The sequence below is a fragment of the Acinetobacter sp. FB genome (assembly GCF_056033405.1).
Genome location: NZ_CM148502.1, coordinates 2,971,095 through 2,991,870, shown reverse-complemented (window position 1 = coordinate 2,991,870; position 20,776 = coordinate 2,971,095). Strand labels below are relative to the sequence as shown.

Genomic DNA, 20,776 nt, shown 5'->3' with positions numbered 1-20,776 from the left:
TTAACCTCAAATATTAATGCTGATGCCAATTCGCGAACCATTGTTCGTGGCTCGGATATTTTAAATAGATTTGCAAGACTTTTGCATATAAATCAGCATGGCTGTGGCAATCATTGATTAAAACTTTGGCAGATTGAATCCATGAACTGACGGCATAACGTTGATCTAGTTGCCCAAAGGTCACTTGGGTGCTGATAATAGGCAGACATTTTTTTTGGTAAAGTTGCTCAAACAACATCAGAATTTCGTCATTTACTGCAATATTGCCTGTGCCAAATCCTTGTAGAATCAAGAAATTTGGTGGGTTAAGCAGAATATTTTTTAATTGTAGAATGAGTTGTTCTTTTGCAATCGGTTGCAACATCAAATTTAAAATGCTGAGTTCAGTTACTTGCTGAATATATTCATTTTGAACAACAAGAGAATCTGCTGTGGTTTGACAACTTTGATCTGCTTTAACACCAACAAAAGCATCTAACTCAGTGGTATGTGCTTTTAAGGTCGTTTGTGCGTGAAAAACTTGTTCATGGAACGCCAGATAAACACCCGTTGGCAAAGAGAGGACTTGCTCTAATGCTAAATATAGGTTGCCTGTGGCATCTGTAAATTCACGGGTATCATTGCCTTCAACATTCAATAATGGGTATTGGCTACCTGTAATGATGGCATGACAAGAATGTCCCAAGAAACGAGCAAGTGTTGCTGCAGCGTAACTTAAAGTATCTGTCCCATGAATAATGACAAAATGTTGAAAACTATTGAGTTGCAATTGCTGGATTTGTTGTACCAACTTTAGCCAATCCGTTGCGGTGCAGGCACTACTGTCTTTGATACTTGGTGCAGCGAAGCATTTGACCTGTAAATGAGGTGGAATGATCTTAGCTAATAAAGGTAAAAAATCCTGTTCTGGCATCGGCATCAATGGTTCGCCAACGCAACCAAACGTCCCACCCATATAAATTAAAGCGATTTTTTTCATCATAAAAAAAGCAGTCTGAGAGACTGCTTATATTAGACCGATCAAATTCAGGAAGCTATTTTATTCAGTAAACTTTGTGAATGTTGTTGTTGCTCTGCGTTAAATGACGGGCTATTTTTTAATAATTCACGTGCAGAATCATAAGCGCTCAATTCAATATATTGCTCAGCAAGTTCTAGATTGAGCTGTGCTTCATCAAGTTGTTGTAAATCAGGAAATGATTGTACAAGAGGGTCATTGATTGCAACAGATGTAGTTTGAGGCGAGGTTTGAACAGGTTCAAGTTCAACAACTGATTCCGTAACTGTTTCTGTAACTTCAACTTGCTTGTTTTCTGTCGGTTCAAAACTAAAATCTAACGTTGGTGCTGCTTCAGTTTTTTGTTCTGTAACTTCTAAGTTTGAAAAATTGAAATCTAATTCAGGTTTTGCTTCTTCAACTACAGGAGGGGATGCAGGTGCAGCATCTAAATTGAATGAGAATTCTAAAGGAGCAGGCTCTTTATTCTCTTGTTGCTCGATTGTTGGCGCAGCTTCAGTTGTTTCCTTTTTCTCGAAGGAAAAATTAAAATCTAGTGGCTGAACTTCTGGGACTGGTTCAACTGGTTTAGTTTCTTCTGCTGGTGCAACATATCCAGATTGTAAGTCATCAAATGATTGTGACGTTTTTGATGCCGCTAATGCGTCAAAATCTGCGTTGTTTTGCTCTTTTGCTAAAGTATCTGATGTACTGGTTTGCTGAAAATGGCTTGAGCTTGAACTGAACTCAATTGCATCAGGTTGTTTATTTTTTTCATATTCACGTTGTTTTGCTTCAGCAGCTTGAGCAATATCATCAAGTTTCAAAGCATGAATATGTTTGATCAATTGATCAATTGCAAAATCATCTTTTTGAGCTAAGTGAATATCAAGGAGAAATAAATATAACTCATGTTGGGAGTTATCTTGTTTTAAAATCTGATTGATTTGTGCTTCTGCGCTTTGATAATTGCCGCTTTGAATTTGCTGTTCAATTTTCTGGCGTAAAGACTCTGGAATCGCGGTTGCGGCGGCTGGAACAGATTCTTGTTCTTCACGTGCTAATGTCGTACGTGAAGTTTTAGTTGTAGCTGCTTTCTTCGCTGATTTTGCTGTAGCACCTTTTTTAGATGTTGCAGTAGTTTGGTTGTCACTGCGTTTTTTTAAAACGATTGCAACAACTAATACGACGATTAGCAGTACAATTATTATAGTTGACATGATCTATACCCCTTAAAGATAGAGCCGCTTTGTTGCAAATTTATGAGAATCTTCTCGTAACCTAGCGTGTTGGCTTTTTAGTTTCCTGCTGCACTTTCAACTGATCTTGTAACTCTGCAAGCCGAGCATTTAATAGCTGAATACGTTGTTCCTTGTTACGTAATGCCAATTCTAACTGTGTTACGTTTCTTTGTAATGTAACGGTTTTTTCTCGTGCTGTCATAACTTTTAATGATAAATCTGCACTGGTTTTTTGCTGTAATGTGTCTTTTTTCGCACTTCCATTGCTTGAATCTTGGTTACTTTCAGCGACCAGTGACATTTCCGCTTGCTGCAGGCGATATTTGGCTTGACCTGATCGAGGATGTGTTGTCTGTGCTGCTATTTGGTTTATAGCTGTATTTTGACGAGATGGTGTTGTATTTAGATTGAAATTTAAACGAGACCCTTGTCTTAAACGATTTGCATTGCCACCAATAAAAGCATGCTCATTCTGTGCTTTGATCTGATTCATAACTTTAGCAACAGGCTGTTGTGTTTGTGATGCGATTTGTTGCGCAATACTCCACAAAGATTCGTTACGCTGCACGACATGCTGTTGAGCTGAGTTATTAGATGCAGTCATGGAATTGCTATTTGTGGCAGGTGCTTTCTTTTGAGCTTGTTGTGCAGTTTTTGTAGGTTGTTGTTTTTTAAATTTTTCTTGTGGTTCAACTGGTTTTGATTCTTTTTCGATTGGTTTAGGTGGTTGACTCGCAGTTTGAACTGGCTGAGCTGCGACTTGAACAATCGGCTGTTTAGTCATGGTAGCAGTTGGATTTGATTCAACTTTTACTGGTGCAGTCGTATTTATATTATTTGTTTCGATTTTAGGGCTAATTTTTGCATTTACAATGTCCTGATTCTGGCTCGGTATCGGCGTTGTAACAACGGATATTGCTACTGGAGAGCTTTGCTTCGATTGTGAGCTATTTAATATTGGTGGTAAAGCAGAGGAGACATTTAATAAATTTTCTTGCTTTAAATTAAGCTCTTTTGCATTTGTTGCAATTGGTGAACTGAAGCGAGTGCTTTCGGGTAAATTGAGCGCAATATCTTTTTCACTGACAATATATTTAGGTGAAAGCGTTTTTTCATTTGCAGCTGCTTTAGCGGATATCGCTCTCGAACTTTGTCCTATAGGCTGCTTAATATGCTTTAAATGTGCTGCACCACTTTCTTGTATTTTAAGAATAATATTAAGTTCACTGTCTGTCATTGGACGTGTAGAAGTGATCACAATCACCCCTTCACCTTGTGAATTACGGCGTGTATAAAAATTTAGGCCACTCGGAGGCTGATGAGCAGCACCCATCATTAAAAGATCTTCAGGTGTTGCTAAGCCTACATCTAATTTTGCGGTAGGATCGGCTTGATGAAAACTCATTTCTGCGTAGAGTAATTCACCAGGTGCAGATTGGATTTGCAATGGATCGAGTGTAATCGCATAAAGGTGTTGCGAAGAAATGATGGCTAAAATGGCAACTTTTAATTTGTTATAAACAGTCATCTCGATCCATGAAAAAGTGATGTTTTAGTCAATTCAAAAGTATACATTACCGTGATGTAAATGAATTGTAAAATATTCATGTTTGATAAAAAACAAAAGCCGATCAAATGTGATCGGCTTTTGTTTTTTAAATATTTTTGCTTAAGCGTTCTTGTATTCAACCAAAATACGAAGCATACGACGTAAAGGTTCAGCAGCACCCCAAAGTAATTGGTCACCCACAGTGAATGCGCCTAAATACTCTTTACCCATATTGAGCTTACGTAAACGACCAACTGGAACTGTTAAAGTGCCAGTCACAGCAACAGGAGTAAGGTCAGTCATAGAGGCTTCACGGGTATTTGGAACCACTTTCGCCCATTGGCTTGATTGACGAATCATATCTTCGATTTCATCAAGCGCAACATCTTTTTTCAACTTCAAAGTAATGGCTTGAGAGTGACAACGCATTGCACCAATACGAACACAATGACCATCAATCGGAACAATCTGTTGATTGCCTAAGATCTTGTTGGTTTCAACTTGACCTTTCCATTCCTCTTTTGATTGACCACTTTCAAGCTGTTTATCAATATATGGGATCAATGAACCTGCTAATGGCACACCAAAGTTAGACTTTGGAAAACCTTCACCACGTTGTAACTCGGCAATTTGACGGTCAATATCAAGAATTGCAGATTTTGGATCATCCAATAACGTTTTTGTATTGTTATATAAATAGCCCATTCCAGTGATCAATTCACGCATGTTTTGCGCGCCTGCACCAGAAGCTGCTTGATAAGTCATCGAAGTTGCCCATTCCACTAAGTTATTTTGGAACAGAGAGCCTAAACCCATCAACATTAAAGAAACGGTACAGTTACCGCCAACGAAAGTTTTAGTGCCGTTGACTAAACCATCTTTAATCACGTTTAAATTGACTGGATCAAGTACGATGATTGCATCATCTGCCATACGTAGCGTAGATGCTGCATCAATCCAGTAACCATCCCAACCTTCAGCTTTTAGCTTAGGGAAAATTTCAGATGTATAATCACCACCTTGGCAGGTTAAAATGACATCCATTTGCTTCAGACTGTTAATGTCTGACGCATCCATAAGTGCTGGCGCAGTCTTACCACCAAATGAAGGTGCTTCGCCACCTGCATTACTGGTAGAAAAATAGAATGGCTCAATGTGAGCAAAATCATTCTCTTCAACCATACGTTGCATGAGGACAGAACCAACCATCCCACGCCAACCGACCAGACCTACTTTCATGTCATTGTGCCTCGGTATGTAAAAAACTTTAAAGGGGTTTGAGTGTATCAAAAGCGACCACAACTGCAAGCTTTACGTAAATAAAACGATAATTTTATTGAGTGGAATAACTTGTTTGTATTAGATAAAAAATTGATAAAGCTATAACTTCTTTAAAAAATCCAAGATAACCCTAAGAGTACAATTAACATGATATGGATCGAATTCTGTGCGGTACTGGTTATTTGGCTGAGCCTATGGTCCTTGATTCCTCGTGATGAATGGTGGTTTCGCGGTGCAGATTTTCCTCGTTTGCAAATATTGGCAATAGGAATAATCGCCCTATTGGGTTTGCTATTTATGCAAACAGAATGGACTTTAACGCGAGAAGTACTGCTTTTGGGGCTTATCGCAGCGGTCGCATTCCAATTAAAAATGGTTTTGCCTTACACGCCAATATGGCGTAAACAAGTTCAGCAAGTGAAACAAGAACAATTAAATCCAGAACAGCAAATTTCTTTGTTAGTTGCTAATGTACTTACACCTAATCATCAATATGATTTATTGTTGAAACATATTGATGATTTACAACCAGATCTAGTACTGACATTAGAGTCGGATCAGAATTGGCAAGATGCATTACAGCCTATAGAAAAACAATATCCTTATCGTGTTGCAGTGCCATTGGATAATTTATATGGCATGCATTTGTATAGCCGTTTACGTTTAGATGATTCTGAAATTAAATTTATTTTAAGCGATGAAATTCCATCTATACACGCCTCAGTAAAATTACGTTCAGGTATCCAAGTACAGTTATATTGTTTGCATCCTAAACCACCAAGCCCAACTGAAGCCAAAGATTCAACTTTAAGAGATGCTGAGCTTTTAATTATTGGCGATCGAATAAAAGATTTGGATGAAAGTTGTATTGTCATGGGGGATCTTAATGATGTGGCATGGTCACGCACCACGCGATTATTTCAACGAATCAGTGGTTTGCTAGATCCACGGGTAGGTCGCTATTTCATGAATACTTTTCACGCAGATTATCGACTTTTACGTTGGTCTTTAGACCATATCTTTCATAGTACTGACTTTGGCTTAGTGGAAATGAAACGCTTATCTCATATAGGTTCTGATCATTTTCCAATTTATGTCGTTTTACAGACGGGTCGTATTTTTGAGCAACAGCAGGAAGAACTTGAGCAAAGCGCTGAAGATGAACAAGAGGCTGAAGAAGCAATTCGGGATGGTATAGAAAAAGCAGAACAAGAGCACAAGCAAGTTGTAGATGAATTGGCTCAGCCTTATAAGTGACTCAATAGAATGAAATGGCAAATATCGTGATGTAAGCAATATCGTACATTGATTTAAGTCTGCGGCGAATAGTCGAGTTTGATCAAAAGGTTTATTCTAAATACATCAGCACAAGGACGCAGGAAAGGATTTCCGATTAAGGATAGCGACGCTGAGATGGAAAACGCATCAAGGATATGATGCATGCGATGGAAGCAAGATAATAAAAATGACGTGAAAGCACAACCTCATTTGCCCGAGTTTTGCAGGATGCGAAACTCGGGTTTTAATTTTCTCTAAATATTAATAAATTTTCTCGTAACCTTCTGCTCGGGTTTTGAATCTACGGTGAAACCACATCCATTGAGTTGGTGCAATGCGCAGTTGAGCTTCAATGATTCTATTCACCCGAATTGCATCATCGAGTTCATTTTCACTAGGCATATTTTCAACAATAGGCTCAATCAGAACTTTGTATTGCGGATTACGAACATCGCCATAACGATAAAAATAAAGCGGGATTGCAACAGATTTGGAGATTTTTAATAGACGACGATGTGCAGTAACAGTTGCAGCAGGAACACCAAAAAAAGGCGCCATGACACCTTGTTTTAAGCCAAAATCTTGGTCTGGACTATACCAAATCGCACCGCCATCTTTTAAGCGACGAACCAAGCCACGCATATCATCATGATCAATTTGCTGTTGATAAATGGTTGCGCGACAACGATAAATCAGCATATCCAACATCGGATTATTCTGAGGACGATAGACCACATCAGGCTCAAAATATTGAGCACAAATATAACCACCGGCATCCAATAAAGTACTGTGTGTACCTAGCAATAAAATACCTTTGCCTTGTGCTTTGGCTGAGTTTATGTGCTCTAGACCCTCAATACTATGGCGTCCTTTAAACCAATTTGGACAATACCAAGCATTTAATGTTTCAAATACCCCCAACATCATGTCGACAAACACTTGTTTTGCTTGTGCTTCAACCTCAACAGGAGACCATTCAGGGAAGCAAACTTCCAGATTTCTGATTGTGGTTTTTCGACGTGATTTGAGCAAGTGCCAGCATAATGAGGCTAAACCATGTGCCAAGCGCCATTGAATTGCCCAAGGTAAGATTGCTAAGAGCATGAGAAAAGTGATGGCGATCCAGATTTTCCAATACTTAGGGAATAAAAATTCCCATTGAAACTCACCAGGAATATAAGACGATTGTTGGCTCATAAACTAGAAATATGAATGATATTGAATTTTGAAGCAGTGTAACATGAAGTCGGTTTTACGACTTTAAATCTAAAAGATAAAGCACAGCCTTTTTGTGTATAGATAAATAAATATTTTGATCAGGAGACCATGTTGAAACAGATAAGCATACTTAAGGGAGATATTACCCAAATCGCAGTGGATGCTATCATCAATGCAGCAAATACCTCACTTTTAGGTGGCGGTGGGGTGGATGGTGCAATTCATCGTCGTGGAGGTGCCGCGATTTTGGCAGAGTCTCAAAAAATCCATGCCAAACAGGGTGGTTGTGCAGTAGGTGAAGCGGTGATAACCACCGCGGGAAATCTACCAGCAAAATATGTGATTCATACTGTTGGACCAACATGGTTAAATGGTGAGAAGAACGAACCAATTTTATTAGAAAATGCTTATCGTAATAGTTTTAAACTCGCCGATCATCTGGGTTTAAAAACAATCGCCTTTCCAAATATTTCAACAGGAATTTATCGGTTTCCTAAACAGCTTGCTGTTCAAATCGCGTTTAAAGTGATTAATGACGAGTTAAAGCAAAGTCAGTCAGTCCAAGAAGTAATTTTTGTTTGTTTTGATGATGAAAATTTTAATATTTATCAGTCATTAAAAGATGATTTTGAAATCTAAGCATTCATTGGATTTTAATAGAGCATCTATCATTTTATGGATAGATGCTCATCATCTGATTAATTGCCTTTCGACATATTTTCTAAGATGTCCCAACGTTCCAACTTCTCAAGCAAAGATTCTTCAATTTCTGCTAAACGTTGACTCGCTAAAGTCGCAGCATTAGCGTCAGAGACAAACCAAGAACCATCTGCAAGTTTTGCTGAAAGTTCGGCTTGTTCTTTTTCTAGCTTTTCCATCTCAGCGGGGAGTTGTTCTAACTCACGCTGATCTTTGTAACTCAGCTTGACCTTCTTCGGTACTAGTGCTGCGGCAGCCGCTGCTTCGGCTTTAGCTTGCGCTTTTTTCACATCACTTTTCTGATCAACCACTTTTTGGTCAGGGCGTTGTTCCAAGTAATCTTGATAGCCACCAATGTACTCATCAATATTGCCCTTACCATCGAATACCCAAGTCGAAGTCACAACATTGTCCATGAAAGCACGGTCATGCGAGATCAGTAACAAAGTACCTTTGTAGTCAGACAGCATTTCCTCAAGTAGCTCAAGTGTCACCATATCTAAGTCATTGGTTGGCTCATCCATGACGATTAAATTCGATGGTTTGAGCAATAATTTTGCCAATAAGATACGGTTTCTCTCACCACCAGATAGGGCTTTCACTGGGGTGCGCGCACGTTCTGGCGAGAATAAAAAGTCTTGCAAATAACTATAAATATGACGGCGGTTACCATTCACATCAACAAAATCAGAACCTTCTGAAACATTGGCCATGACGGTTTTTTCAAGGTCTAAGGCATTACGCAACTGGTCAAAATAAGCAACTTCGAGTTGAGTACCTGTTTTCACCGCACCGCTAGGTTCAATTTCACCTAAAATCGCTTTGATCAGGGTGGTTTTACCCACACCATTATCGCCGACTAAACCGATACGATCACCACGTAATACGATCGCTGAGAAGTCTTTGATTAACGGTTGCTCACCATAACTGACGCTTAGATTTTCAATCTCAAACACTAACTTACCAGAACGATGAGCTTCTTGTGTCGCCATACTGACCTTGCCTTGCTGTGAACGACGTGCTTTAGATTGTTCACGTAAGTCTTTTAAGGCACGGACACGGCCTTCATTACGGGTACGGCGTGCTTTGATGCCTTGACGAATCCACGCTTCTTCTTCAGCTAATTTTTTATCAAATAAAGCATTTTGTTTTTCTTCAGCTTCCATTTGCTGAGCTTTGAGCTCTAAATAGCGTGAATAATTGCCTTCATAGCCACGTAAAACACCTCGATCGAGTTCAACAATACGTGTTGCAATGCTATCTACAAATGAACGGTCATGTGAAATAAATAAAAGAGTTAGATTATTTTGATCAAGTAAGAATTTTTCTAACCATTCGATACTTTCTACATCTAAATGGTTTGTCGGTTCGTCCAGTAATAACACATCAGGTTGGGTAAGTAGGGCACGTGCCAAGAGCACACGACGCTTACGTCCACCTGATAGATCTGCTAAATCTGCATTTGGATCTAGCCCCATTTTACCTAAAATGGTATTTACTTTGTTTTCAAGTGCCCAACCATCGAGCTGATCGAGTTTATGCTGCAACATGCCCATACGATCGCAAGCTTCCATATCACCTAATACACAGGCATCACTTGCTTCATGGTAGTCTTTGAGTACGGTTGCAGCTTCTCCTGCGCCATCAGCAACAATATCGGCCACTTTGCCTGAATCCATCGGCACGTCTTGGGCTAACATTGAAACAGTTAAACCATTTTGAATCGAAACTTCACCTGTATCTGGTAATAAACTTCCCTCAATCAGTTTTAATAAAGTAGACTTGCCTTCGCCATTACGACCAATTAAACAGACTCGTTCGCCACGTTCTAGGTTAAAGTTCGCGCCGTCGAGTAGGGCAGGTCCGCCAAATGCGAGATGGACATCCCTTAAAGTAATGTAGGCCATAATGTTTCCTAAGAGTTCAGATGAGGTCTGAAATGACTAAACCACAAAAATTTGATGATCACGCGTCATTGTCCGCACCCATTGAAGATTTGCAAGTCCGAATTGCATTTTTAGACGATTTAGTTGAACAATTAAATCAACAGCTCGCAATTCAGACTCAAGAAATTGCAATTTTAAAAAAACAAATGCAACTTTTATATCGTCGTGTTGAATCTTCTGATTTATCGGAAGGAATCGCGCCTTTTGATCCGATGAGTAATAAACCACCGCATTACTAAGCCATGGTAAATATAAGACTTACCATGGAACTCATTTTTAGTGGTCTAGAAACCATGGAGAACGATTTTCCCTTTGGTTGAACCACTTTCAATTTGTTGATGTGCTGTTATTAAATTTTCCGCATTTATGGGTGATAAAACTTGGTTAACCGTGGTTTTAATTTGTCCATCATCAACTAACTGGGCCACCTTATTCAATAGTTCGCTTTGTTTGATCATATCCTCAGTTTGAAACATTGAACGTGTGAACATAAACTCCCAATGAACTGAAACCGATTTTGATTTAAAGAGTTTAATATCAAGCTGTTCTGGGTCATCAATTAAACCAAAATGCCCTTGAGGCACGATCAATTCAGCAATATCTGCAAGATGTTGATCTGTTTGTGTTGTTGAAAATACATATTTGGGTGCATTTAAATTCAATTGTTTGATTTGTTTAGCTAAAGGTTGGCGATGATCTAGGACATAATCTGCACCCAGTTGTTCAACCCAAGTTTTTGTTTCGGAACGAGAAGCGGTGCTGATAATCGTTAAGTTGGTCAATTGCTTGAGAAGTTGAATCGTAATTGAGCCTACGCCCCCAGCACCACCAATGACTAAAATAGTTGTATTTTCTGCGGCTACTTTGGGAACTTGTAAGCGATCAAAGAGCATTTCCCAAGCGGTAATGGCTGTTAATGGTAACGCGGCTGCTTGTTCAGCGTTTAAAGATTTAGGTTTATGCCCAACGATACGTTCATCAACCAATTGTAACTCACTATTACTTCCTTGTCGGTTGAGTGCACCTGCATACCAAACCTCATCACCTACCTTAAAATTGGAAACATTTTCCCCGATAGCCTCTACAATACCAACAGCATCCCAACCTAAGACTTTCCATTGATTGTGTTCTGCACTTACATGCTTACGAATTTTGGTGTCAACTGGATTTACAGAAATTGCTTGAACTCGAACCAGTAGGTCATATCCCTGTGCAATAGGGGACTGGATTTCAATATCGACCAGTGCTTGCTTTGAAGTTATTGAATTTGCTTGTTGATACGCTACAGCTTTCATCATCTTTCTTCCTCTTGATAGGAGTTTGAGCATAGCGTAAGCTTATATTTTGTGACTACAGACAAATAACGCTCATAGTGTCAAAAAGGATACTGTAAAATGGCAAAAGTTCGACATTCGAGTTTTGATTGTTCTCCTGGTTGTTCAGTTGAAGCAGCAATTAGCTTAATTGATGGGAAATGGAAAACCGTGATTTTATGGCATCTATTGAACGAAGGGACTTTAAGATTTAATGAAATTAGGAAACGTGTTCCAAGCATTACCCAGAGAATGTTAACTAATCAGCTGCGCGAATTAGAGCAAGATGGCATCATTCACCGTGAAGTTTATCCTCAGGTTCCACCAAAAGTTGAATATAGTTTGACAGAATTGGGTCATGGTCTAGAGCAGATCTTAATTGCTTTAAAAACTTGGGGAGATGCCCATTTAGATCGATTTGGTAAATTATCGTTAAACCAATAAAGTTTAAATTGTTTTTCATACCTAAATGAAAGGATTTTATTTTTCAAAATGAGGCTTTTAGCACTGAAAAATGATTTCAGTATTATTTTCATGTTGTAACTTGCGTTTTAGATTCAACTTATGTAACGCTAATAAAAGAAAGTTTTGGGCAAGTTTATGAGTAATGTTGGAATTTGGATTACAGTTGCGATAGTTCTATTTGTCTTGGGCTCGATTTTTGGTCTGCGTGTGAGTCCTCGAGAAAAAGCATTAGGTATGATGCGTGATCAAGCTAGAAAAATGGGATTACATCCCCGTTTAATCGTCGCACCTGATTGGACAAAAATTCCAATGGCTTCTGAAAAGCGTGCCAGTATGGTGGCTTATTATAGTGTGCTGATTCCAGAAGGGCGTTTAGCTTTAATGCGTGCAAGAGTTGTTGATGGCAAACTTCAAGTTGTTCAAGGGGATCAGAAATTTAATGATTCACCCATTGCATTAACAGGAGTTTATGCTATTGATATGCAGGCAAACTGTGTCGGGCTATATTGGGATGAAGAAACTGATTTAAGAGCCACTCAGCTTGAAGCAATGAAAGCATATTTACATGAATTAGCTCAGCGCTAATTATTTGATTAGATTATAGGAAAAACGATTTATTATGGCGAATACTCCACGCTCTGCTTCAGAAAGCACAGCAGCTCCTACACCTGCTGCAAAGAAACGTGCCTTAGTGATTGTGGAGTCGCCTGCAAAAGCGAAAACAATTAATAAATATTTGGGTTCACAATATGTGGTGAAGTCATCGGTGGGTCATGTGCGTGATTTACCGACAGGAGGCGGGGCGAAATCGACTGAAAAGAAGCCCGCAACTCGTACTAAACTGACGGATGAACAGAAAGCTGAAAAAGCCCAGTCCGCACTGATCAATCGTATGGGTGTCGATCCAGAGCATGATTGGATTGCACACTATGAAGTGCTTCCGGGCAAAGAACATGTGGTTGCCGAACTGAAAAAACTCGCCAAAGATGCAGATGCAATCTATCTCGCAACGGACTTGGATAGAGAAGGGGAAGCCATTGCTTGGCATTTAAGAGAAGTGATTGGTGGGGATGATAGTCGCTACCATCGTGTGGTCTTTAACGAAATTACCAAGAATGCCATTCAAGAAGCATTTAAACAGCCAACACGACTTGATCTAAACCGTGTTAATGCTCAACAGGCGCGTCGTTTCCTCGATCGTGTGGTGGGCTTTATGGTGTCGCCATTACTATGGGAAAAGATTGCCCGTGGTTTATCGGCAGGACGCGTGCAGTCAGTTGCTGTAAAACTGGTGGTTGAACGCGAACGTGAAATCCGTGCATTTATTCCAGAAGAATACTGGCAAGTTTTTGCAGATACCATTTCTAAGAAAGAAGACATACGCCTTGAAGTGGTTAAGCAAGCAGGTAAAACGCTTAAGCTCAAAAATAAAGCAGAAACTGATGCGTTATTGAACGTATTAAAAGATGCGGAATATAAAGTGGTGTTGCGTGAAGATAAACCAACCAAAGTTAATCCGAGCGCACCGTATATCACTTCAACCCTACAACAAGCGGCGAGTACGCGTTTAGGTTTCTCTGTGAAGAAAACCATGATGCTGGCGCAGCGTTTGTATGAAGGTGGTTTTATTACCTATATGCGTACAGACTCTACCTTTTTGAGTGATGACGCTGTAAATATGGTGCGTAATCATATTCAACAAAATTTTGGTGAAAAATATGTCCCTGCCAAGCCAAATCGCTATGGCAATAAAGCGGGTGCACAAGAGGCTCATGAAGCCATTCGTCCTTCAGATGTTGGTTTGACTGGCGATAAACTTGCGGGCGTAGAGCGTGATGCACAACGGTTATATGATTTGATTTGGCGTCAATTTGTTGCCTGTCAAATGACACCAGCAGAATATTTATCTTCGACCTTGACTGTTGAAGCGTCAAATGTTGAGCTAAAGGCGAAAGGTCGCACACTGGTATTTGATGGTTTTACCCGTGTTCGTGGTGCCAATAAATCGGATGATGATATTTTATTGCCTGCGGTGAAAGTCGGTGAAGTACTTAAGTTAGAAAAGCTTGATCCAAGCCAGCATTTTACCAAACCACCTGCACGCTTTACTGAAGCGTCTTTGGTCAAAGAATTAGAGAAAAAAGGTATTGGTCGTCCTTCGACTTATGCTGCAATTATTTCAACTATTCAAGAACGTGGTTATGTAAAACTGGAAAACCGTCGTCTCTTTGCCGAGAAGATGGGTGAGATCGTGACGGATCGTCTGGATGAAAGTTTTAATAACCTGATGAATTATGCCTTTACCGCAGATTTAGAAGGTCAATTAGACCGTGTCGCAATGGGTGAGCGTAACTGGAAAGAGTTACTGGATACCTTCTACGGTGATTTCAAGAAACGTTTAACCAATGCGCAGGGTGAAAGCGGCATGCGCCGTAATCAGCCAGTCGAAGTTGCCGATGTTTCTTGTCCTGAATGTTCGCGTCCAATGCAGGTTCGTACCGGAACAACAGGTGTATTCTTAGGGTGTTCAGGTTATAACCTGCCACCGAAAGAGCGTTGTAAAGGCACACTCAACTTAACACCAGTCGAGTCTTTAGCGGCATTGTCGGATGATGATGGTGCTGAAACTGCTGATTTGATGTCGAAACACCGTTGCCCTAAATGCGGTACAGCAATGGACAGTTATGTAGTCGATGGTGGTCGTAAATTGCATGTTTGTGGTAATAACCCAGATTGTGATGGCTACGAAGTTGAAGAAGGCGAATTCAAGATTAAGGGCTATGATGGTCCAACCATTCCATGTGATAAATGTGATGGCGAAATGCAGTTAAAGACAGGTCGTTTTGGTCCGTACTTCGCTTGTTCAAGCTGTGACAATACCCGTAAAGTGTTAAAGAGCGGCCAACCAGCGCCACCGCGTGTTGATCCAATCAAAATGGAACACTTACGTTCAGCCAAGCATGATGATTTCTTCGTGTTACGCGATGGCGCTGCAGGTCTGTTCTTAGCAGCCAGCAAATTCCCGAAAATCCGTGAAACGCGTGCACCGAAAGTCGCTGAATTACGCAGTGTTGCTGAGCAACTTGATCCGAAATACCAGTTCTTGTTGAAAGCTCCAGATGTCGATCCAGAAGGTAATCCAACGGTCGTGAAATTCAGCCGTAAGAACCAAGCACAATATGTGGGTTCTGAGACCGCTGAAGGCAAGCAAACCAAGTGGAGTCTGGTGTTTCAAGATGGGAAATGGGTATAAGCTTAAACATTAAAGTTTAAAAAAATGCTGGCGATTGCTGGCATTTTTTATAGAACAAATAAAAAGAAAAATTAATTTTTATTGGGGTGAAATGCATGTGGAAAAATATCCGAGTTGCATGCTTATTGCTGGTGTTGTTAATTGTTGCGATCAATGCTTATCGTGATCAAAATCAGGATTGGAATCAGCCGATTAATGTGCTGTTGCATCCGATTAATGCTGATGGTTTAGCTACAACACAGCAGTATATTCAACAATTGCAGCAAGATGATTTTGCTGAGGTGAAGCAGTATCTAGAAAAAAATAGCCAGAAATATCAAGGACAAAGCAGTTACTTTATGATCGAGATTGGGCGGGAATTGCAGCAAGCACCACCGAAGATGTCTGAACAGCCAAGTATTCTGAATAATATTCTGTGGAGTCTAAAGTTCCGATTCTATGCATGGAAACAGCACCAATCGATTGATGGTTCACCGAGTTTAACTCTATATCTGAATTTCTATGATCCGAAGCAAAGTCGGGAACTCAAGCACTCAACTGCGCTGGAACGTGGGCGCATTGGTTCAGTCAACCTGTTTGCCTCAGCTAAACAGACACAGCAAAACAATGTGGTATTGGTACATGAGTTATTACATGGTTTTGGCGCGACCGATAAATATAACTTAGCCAATGGTGAACCTATTTTTCCGATTGGCTATGCACAGGCAGATAAACAGCCGCTCTATCCACAAACTGAAGCTGAAATTATGGGAGGACGTATTCCTCTATCGGAACACAAAAGTAAAATGCCAAACGATTTAGAGCAGACGGTAATAAGTGTACTTACTGCCCAAGAAATAGGCTGGATCAAATAAATTGTGGATAAGTTTCGACTTATCCAGAGATGGGCGTTGGTGATTAGAATCATGGCCTAGATAGAGAATGACAGAATAAAATATGAGTTTTCCTGACATTAAATCATTAATTATCAACATGCCTTATACAGAACTGAGCGGAAAATTCGCTCAAAATGTAGATATAACATTGATGATAAAAGAGTAAATAATGATGAAAACAGTGGGTAACGATCTGATTCGCAATCAGCTACACGCTGATCGTAAATGGTATCTGTTATTGGGCGTGTTATTGGTTATTTTTGGTCTTGTTCTTTTAGCAGCTTTACCATTTGCAACATTATCTGCCGTGTTGTTGTTCGGTGTGTTGATGATGTTGGGTGGTATCTTGCATTTTGTTGCCGCATTTATGGTGTTTAAAGGGGGTACACGTTGGTTGTGGGCCTTGTTTGGTGTGCTGTATTTGGCAGCGGGTTACTTTGCTTTTACTACGCCTGTGATTACCGCGGTGGTGCTCACCAGTTTCTTGGCGATTGCATTAGTTATTGCTGGGATTATTCGTAGCGTAAATGCCTTTATTCTACGACCAATTTCAGGCTGGGGATGGGTACTCTTTTCTGGCATATTAACCTTGCTTACAGGTATTCTCATTCTTTCATCACCTGATTCACCATTCTGGGTCTTAGGGATGTTCCTTGCGATTGATATTTTGTTCCAAGGGATTAATTACTTAACTTTTGCTGGTGCAATTAAACAGTTACCACATAGCTCAACTACAATTTAAACGATCAAGTTAAAACTAAGAGCATGTAATACACATGCTCTTTTTGTTTTTGTAGTTGGAAACATTTCAATGGCTTGAGTCTGTTAAAATAGTATTTCATTTCTAACTGACCAATTGTATGACGCTTGCCAAGCTAATTGATGAACTGAACCCACAACAAAAACAAGCAGCCACAACGACAGCACAAAATTGTCTAGTCTTGGCAGGAGCTGGTTGTGGTAAAACCAAAACCATCGTGGCAAGAGCAGCATATTTAATTGATCAAGGTTTAGCTGCACAACAAATTCAGGTTCTAACTTTTACCCGACGTTCAGCAAGTGAAATCGTGACACGTGTTGAACAACATATGGGCGCACAGGCCAAAGGTTTACGTGCATCAACCTTTCATACTTTTTGTATGTATCTATTGCGCCGTAATCCACGGGCTTTTGGGCTGACCCAGTTCAGTATTATTGATCGAGATGATCAGTTGCTGATGTTCCGCTTATTGCGTGGTAAAGATAAGGGCAATGTGTTGCCGAAGGCTGCAGAATTGTGCGATCTGTATTCTTATGCGCGGAATACTAAAACCAAATTGTCAGATGCATTGGTTGAGCAGCTACCCCAAGCGGTTGAGTATAAAGCTCAAATTGCTGAATTGATGAAAGCCTATGAGCAACGCAAGCAAGAACGTAATTTTCTAGATTATGATGACATCCTATCTATTGTTGCTGTGCATTTGCAAAGTTCACCAGAGTTAGTGAAGTGGGTCACTGGTTTCTGCTCTGCCTTATTGGTTGATGAAATGCAGGATACTAATCCACTGCAATGGGCTTTGCTTCAGCCTTTAGTTGGCAAGGTAAAACTGTTTTGCGTAGGGGATGATGCACAATCCATTTATGGCTTTCGTGGCGCAGATTTCGAAAATATCCATCATTTTAAAGAACGTGTACCCGATGCAGATGTGCTGACTTTAGAAATGAATTATCGTTCGACCCAAGGTATTTTAGATTTATCCAATTGGCTGCTGGAGCAGAGCCAAATTGAATATGACAAGCATCTTCAAGCTTACCGAGGTAAAGGTTTAAAGCCACAACTGCATATCTTGAGCAATGAGTTTGAGGAAGCCAATTGGATTATTCAGGATTTGAATGGTCGTCATAGGCAAGGTGCGGCTTGGGCAGAACATATGGTGTTGCTGCGCTCAGGTTTTAGTGGGCGTTATTTGGAAGGTGCTTTGATTGCCGCCAATATTCCTTATCGTTTTATTGGCGGGGTAAAACTGCTTGAGTCTGCACATGTTAAAGATGTATTGAGCTTACTGCGGGTGAGTGTTAACCCTCAGGATGACTTAGCCTGGATGCGTTTCCTGACGCTTTGGGATGGTGTGGGCGATGTGGGGGCCAGTAAATTGGCGCAAGAACTGATTCAACTGCCTGATATCGAAGCCCGTTGCCAACGTTTAGAGCGGCATGGCAAAGTACCGCAACAGGCGATTTTAATTTTGATGCAACTGGATGTATTGCAGCAGCATGTTGAAGCTTGTATTGGCCTCGCACTGGATGCGCTAAATGAACAGCTGGAAAATAATTATAAAACTAAAGATTGGTCACGCCGTGTTAAAGACTTTGATTTGGTCAAGCAATTGGCACGTAAACACAGTGCTCTTGGGGAATTCTTAGAGGAATATGTACTTGATCCAATTTCTATCTCAGAAATTGATAAAACGCCTGACCAAGATTTAGTGACGCTGATTACCATCCATTCAGCTAAGGGCGCTGAACAAAAAGTCTGTTATGTCCCACATGTTTCTCCGAATCAATATCCTCATGCACGTGCACAAGGCGATTTTGATGATGTGGAGGAGGAGCGTCGTGTGCTGTATGTGGCCTTAACACGAGCAGAAGATGAATTGATTTTGACCAAACAGAATTTAAATTTATGGTCACAAGATCAATATGATGAGCTAGGAAGAAAAATAGAAAGTTACTTCCTCAATGATTTACCTCAACATTTAGTCGATGTTCAGATTCATCGAGATATTCCACGTGGCTATGGTCAAAGCAATCGTTCTCGCACGACTACAATCAATTTAGGTTTTGGGATTGATTTCGATTAAACTAGCTAGATTCAATTTCTTTTGATTCATTGATTCTACAATGAATCATCTTTTAGGTTTTAGCATGAAAATTTTAGTTCGTAATTTAGACCGTAATGTGACTGATGCGGAAATTCTCGACTTATTTAAAGCATATGGAAAAGTTGAGTCTTGTGTCGTGGTCAAAGACGAAGCAACGGGGAAATCGAAAGGTTTTGGTTTTGTTGAAATGCCAAATCCACGTGAGGCGATTAAAGCAATTAAAGGTTTAAACACCTTGAAAGTAAAAAGCCAAGGCATTCGCGTCAAAGCTGCGGATGATAAAGCTTAATTAGCAATGTTAAAGCAATATACGGCTTTATCAATTGTTGCGCCAAATGCTGAGCGAATAGCGAAGAAAATTAAAACGCTTGAAGTTCGCTCATGGCAACCTGAAATGTTGCCGCTGAAGGATTTGATGATTGTAGAGAATCAACACTTTCTTTTGAATGATGGGGATGAAGACGTTGGTTTAGCCGTTGCACTGGTGGATATTGAATCAGTGCATCCATGGCAATCTGATGAAGTTGATGCAGCTTGTGCAACGTATTGGGCTGAAGGATATTTGGCTTGGGTCATTCGCAATATTCGTCCGATTGATCCACCGATTCAAGTCATTGCCAAGCGAAAACTTTATCGTATTGAATTGATGTTGTGAGTGCTATTTGTTTCAGCATCAATTCGCTTTACAATCAGTCTTGATTTAAATGAACTGAAAAAGGGATTTATTATGTCTCGTGTTGCTCGCTACCATGCTGATCGTACCAATCAAAAATTGTATTTTGCCCGACTTGCATGTCAACAAGCTGAGCAAACTGAACATATTCAACAAGCGCAGGCATATCGTGAGGCAGCAGTATTTCATTTACACGGGGCAATTTTAGCGTTTTTACAAGAATTGGTGCGCTATTATCGTTTAAATGATTTACAACCGACCTTTAAGTCGATTGAAGAACAGATGGCAGTTAAAGGACAAGTCTCACCAGAAGTTTCAGTATTACAGCAACTTGCTAAAGATGGTTTTATTGCAGAACTCAAACGTGCGTATCGTTTATGTCAGTACGCACCAGAGCCAACAGCACCAGAGCCTGAAAATGAGACCTCATCGAATTTGATTATTAAGGTGACTCAAAGCCCGCAAGCATGGTTACCCGATGCGAAAATATTACGAGAATGGCATAGAGATTTAAGCCATTTGATTGACGGTTTTCGTAATGAAATGGTTGAGTTTTAATTCGAGTACAACATAGACTTGAAATATGAGTGAATAGCACTTATATAAATAAGACGTGAGATTGCAAAGTGCAGTAGCGCTTTGCCACCATGTAGAAACATGGAGTAATTGTATGTCAATGCAACAGTTAAAAGAGTTATTTGGTAGCCAAGAAGCCGTTCTCGAGTTAGTTCAACTTGAAGGCGGAGAGCTTGCCTTGCGTAATGCAGGTTCGGAAGCAGAGCCTTTGGTTAAAATTCAATTTAGTGAAGATGTTAAAAAGATTTTGGGTGATCAGACACCAACCGTTGCACAGCATATGATCCAAGCCGCTTTATTTGGTTTGTTGGAAAAACAGATGAATCAGTTACAAGCAGAAGTTATTGATGAGCAACCGCAGCACTTTAGCTAAAAGGGCTGTAATATTTCACTCTAATCTAAAAAATGATTTAAAAAGGAGTCCTAAAATGCGACTCCTTTTTTATTGATTATGTTACTTAGATGAATACAGATTTTCAGATTTTATTACAATTAATTCACTTGGTATAAATATATCTAGACTGTAAATAAAAGCTTATGGTTCTCGCTAC

At 40.0% G+C, this 20,776-nt stretch carries 20 protein-coding genes; 13 read left to right on the top strand and 7 right to left on the bottom strand.

Annotated features, from left to right (window positions below):
• Nucleotides 1-13: 13 nt before the first annotated feature.
• The 4 genes from AC0JIQ_RS14235 to asd form a co-directional block, all read right to left on the bottom strand.
• Entirely contained in the window at nucleotides 14-982 is a 969-nt protein-coding gene (locus AC0JIQ_RS14235) for an asparaginase domain-containing protein (protein ID WP_346511266.1), read from the bottom strand.
• 44 nt (nucleotides 983-1,026) lie between these two features.
• Nucleotides 1,027-2,217, bottom strand: a complete 1,191-nt coding sequence (locus AC0JIQ_RS14230) for a FimV domain-containing protein (RefSeq protein ID WP_474202024.1) — start codon at nucleotides 2,215-2,217, stop codon at nucleotides 1,027-1,029.
• Between the two features lie 61 nt (nucleotides 2,218-2,278).
• On the bottom strand, nucleotides 2,279-3,766 hold the full coding sequence (locus AC0JIQ_RS14225; protein ID WP_474202023.1) for a type IV pilus assembly protein FimV: 1,488 nt from the start codon (nucleotides 3,764-3,766) through the stop codon (nucleotides 2,279-2,281).
• 141 nt (nucleotides 3,767-3,907) lie between these two features.
• A complete protein-coding gene (gene asd / locus AC0JIQ_RS14220) occupies nucleotides 3,908-5,026 on the bottom strand; it encodes an aspartate-semialdehyde dehydrogenase (RefSeq protein ID WP_004659097.1) in 1,119 nt (372 codons plus the stop codon).
• Between the two features lie 189 nt (nucleotides 5,027-5,215).
• On the opposite strand from asd, the gene AC0JIQ_RS14215 reads away from it, so the two are divergent.
• A complete protein-coding gene (locus AC0JIQ_RS14215) occupies nucleotides 5,216-6,325 on the top strand; it encodes an endonuclease/exonuclease/phosphatase family protein (RefSeq protein ID WP_005218452.1) in 1,110 nt (369 codons plus the stop codon).
• Nucleotides 6,326-6,607: 282 nt separating this feature from the next.
• On the opposite strand, the gene AC0JIQ_RS14210 is transcribed toward AC0JIQ_RS14215, so the two are convergent.
• A complete protein-coding gene (locus AC0JIQ_RS14210; protein ID WP_474202022.1) occupies nucleotides 6,608-7,543 on the bottom strand; it encodes an LpxL/LpxP family acyltransferase in 936 nt (311 codons plus the stop codon).
• Nucleotides 7,544-7,672: 129 nt separating this feature from the next.
• On the opposite strand from AC0JIQ_RS14210, the gene AC0JIQ_RS14205 reads away from it, so the two are divergent.
• Nucleotides 7,673-8,203 carry an O-acetyl-ADP-ribose deacetylase gene (locus tag AC0JIQ_RS14205; protein ID WP_474202021.1) on the top strand — a complete coding sequence of 177 codons (531 nt, stop codon included), beginning with the start codon at nucleotides 7,673-7,675 and terminating at the stop codon, nucleotides 8,201-8,203.
• Between the two features lie 59 nt (nucleotides 8,204-8,262).
• On the opposite strand, the gene AC0JIQ_RS14200 is transcribed toward AC0JIQ_RS14205, so the two are convergent.
• The gene (locus AC0JIQ_RS14200) at nucleotides 8,263-10,170 is read right to left on the bottom strand and encodes an ATP-binding cassette domain-containing protein (RefSeq protein ID WP_474202020.1); all 1,908 of its coding nucleotides are present in this window, start codon (nucleotides 10,168-10,170) and stop codon (nucleotides 8,263-8,265) included.
• Nucleotides 10,171-10,202: 32 nt separating this feature from the next.
• Here AC0JIQ_RS14200 and AC0JIQ_RS14195 point away from each other — a divergent pair, with 32 nt between their 5' ends.
• A complete protein-coding gene (locus AC0JIQ_RS14195; protein ID WP_004659082.1) occupies nucleotides 10,203-10,448 on the top strand; it encodes a SlyX family protein in 246 nt (81 codons plus the stop codon).
• 45 nt (nucleotides 10,449-10,493) lie between these two features.
• On the opposite strand, the gene AC0JIQ_RS14190 is transcribed toward AC0JIQ_RS14195, so the two are convergent.
• A complete protein-coding gene (locus AC0JIQ_RS14190; RefSeq protein ID WP_474203272.1) occupies nucleotides 10,494-11,504 on the bottom strand; it encodes a zinc-binding alcohol dehydrogenase family protein in 1,011 nt (336 codons plus the stop codon).
• A gap of 99 nt (nucleotides 11,505-11,603) precedes the next feature.
• Between AC0JIQ_RS14190 and AC0JIQ_RS14185 the strand changes: the two genes are divergently transcribed.
• The 10 genes from AC0JIQ_RS14185 to AC0JIQ_RS14140 all read left to right on the top strand — a co-directional run bounded on the left by AC0JIQ_RS14185 (nucleotide 11,604) and on the right by AC0JIQ_RS14140 (nucleotide 20,598).
• The gene (locus tag AC0JIQ_RS14185; RefSeq protein WP_346511261.1) at nucleotides 11,604-11,966 is read left to right on the top strand and encodes a winged helix-turn-helix transcriptional regulator; all 363 of its coding nucleotides are present in this window, start codon (nucleotides 11,604-11,606) and stop codon (nucleotides 11,964-11,966) included.
• Between the two features lie 156 nt (nucleotides 11,967-12,122).
• Entirely contained in the window at nucleotides 12,123-12,572 is a 450-nt protein-coding gene (locus AC0JIQ_RS14180) for a hypothetical protein (RefSeq protein ID WP_004659081.1), read from the top strand.
• Nucleotides 12,573-12,606: 34 nt separating this feature from the next.
• A complete protein-coding gene (gene topA, locus AC0JIQ_RS14175; RefSeq protein ID WP_474202019.1) occupies nucleotides 12,607-15,240 on the top strand; it encodes a type I DNA topoisomerase in 2,634 nt (877 codons plus the stop codon).
• A 95-nt stretch (nucleotides 15,241-15,335) separates the two neighbouring features.
• Nucleotides 15,336-16,094: a hypothetical protein gene (locus AC0JIQ_RS14170; protein ID WP_474202018.1), complete on the top strand. Its 759-nt coding sequence runs from the start codon at nucleotides 15,336-15,338 to the stop codon at nucleotides 16,092-16,094.
• Between the two features lie 190 nt (nucleotides 16,095-16,284).
• A complete protein-coding gene (locus tag AC0JIQ_RS14165) occupies nucleotides 16,285-16,857 on the top strand; it encodes an HdeD family acid-resistance protein (protein WP_474202017.1) in 573 nt (190 codons plus the stop codon).
• A gap of 118 nt (nucleotides 16,858-16,975) precedes the next feature.
• The gene (locus tag AC0JIQ_RS14160) at nucleotides 16,976-18,955 is read left to right on the top strand and encodes an ATP-dependent helicase (RefSeq protein ID WP_474202016.1); all 1,980 of its coding nucleotides are present in this window, start codon (nucleotides 16,976-16,978) and stop codon (nucleotides 18,953-18,955) included.
• A 64-nt stretch (nucleotides 18,956-19,019) separates the two neighbouring features.
• Entirely contained in the window at nucleotides 19,020-19,265 is a 246-nt protein-coding gene (locus AC0JIQ_RS14155) for an RNA recognition motif domain-containing protein (RefSeq protein WP_004802550.1), read from the top strand.
• Nucleotides 19,266-19,271: 6 nt separating this feature from the next.
• Nucleotides 19,272-19,631 (top strand): ASCH domain-containing protein, encoded by a 360-nt coding sequence (locus AC0JIQ_RS14150; RefSeq protein WP_474202015.1) that lies wholly within the window; start codon nucleotides 19,272-19,274, stop codon nucleotides 19,629-19,631.
• Between the two features lie 72 nt (nucleotides 19,632-19,703).
• Nucleotides 19,704-20,207, top strand: coding sequence for a DUF6586 family protein (locus tag AC0JIQ_RS14145; protein ID WP_241283356.1), 504 nt, complete (start codon nucleotides 19,704-19,706; stop codon nucleotides 20,205-20,207).
• Between the two features lie 112 nt (nucleotides 20,208-20,319).
• Nucleotides 20,320-20,598 carry a hypothetical protein gene (locus tag AC0JIQ_RS14140; protein WP_005162636.1) on the top strand — a complete coding sequence of 93 codons (279 nt, stop codon included), beginning with the start codon at nucleotides 20,320-20,322 and terminating at the stop codon, nucleotides 20,596-20,598.
• Nucleotides 20,599-20,776 lie beyond the last annotated feature (178 nt).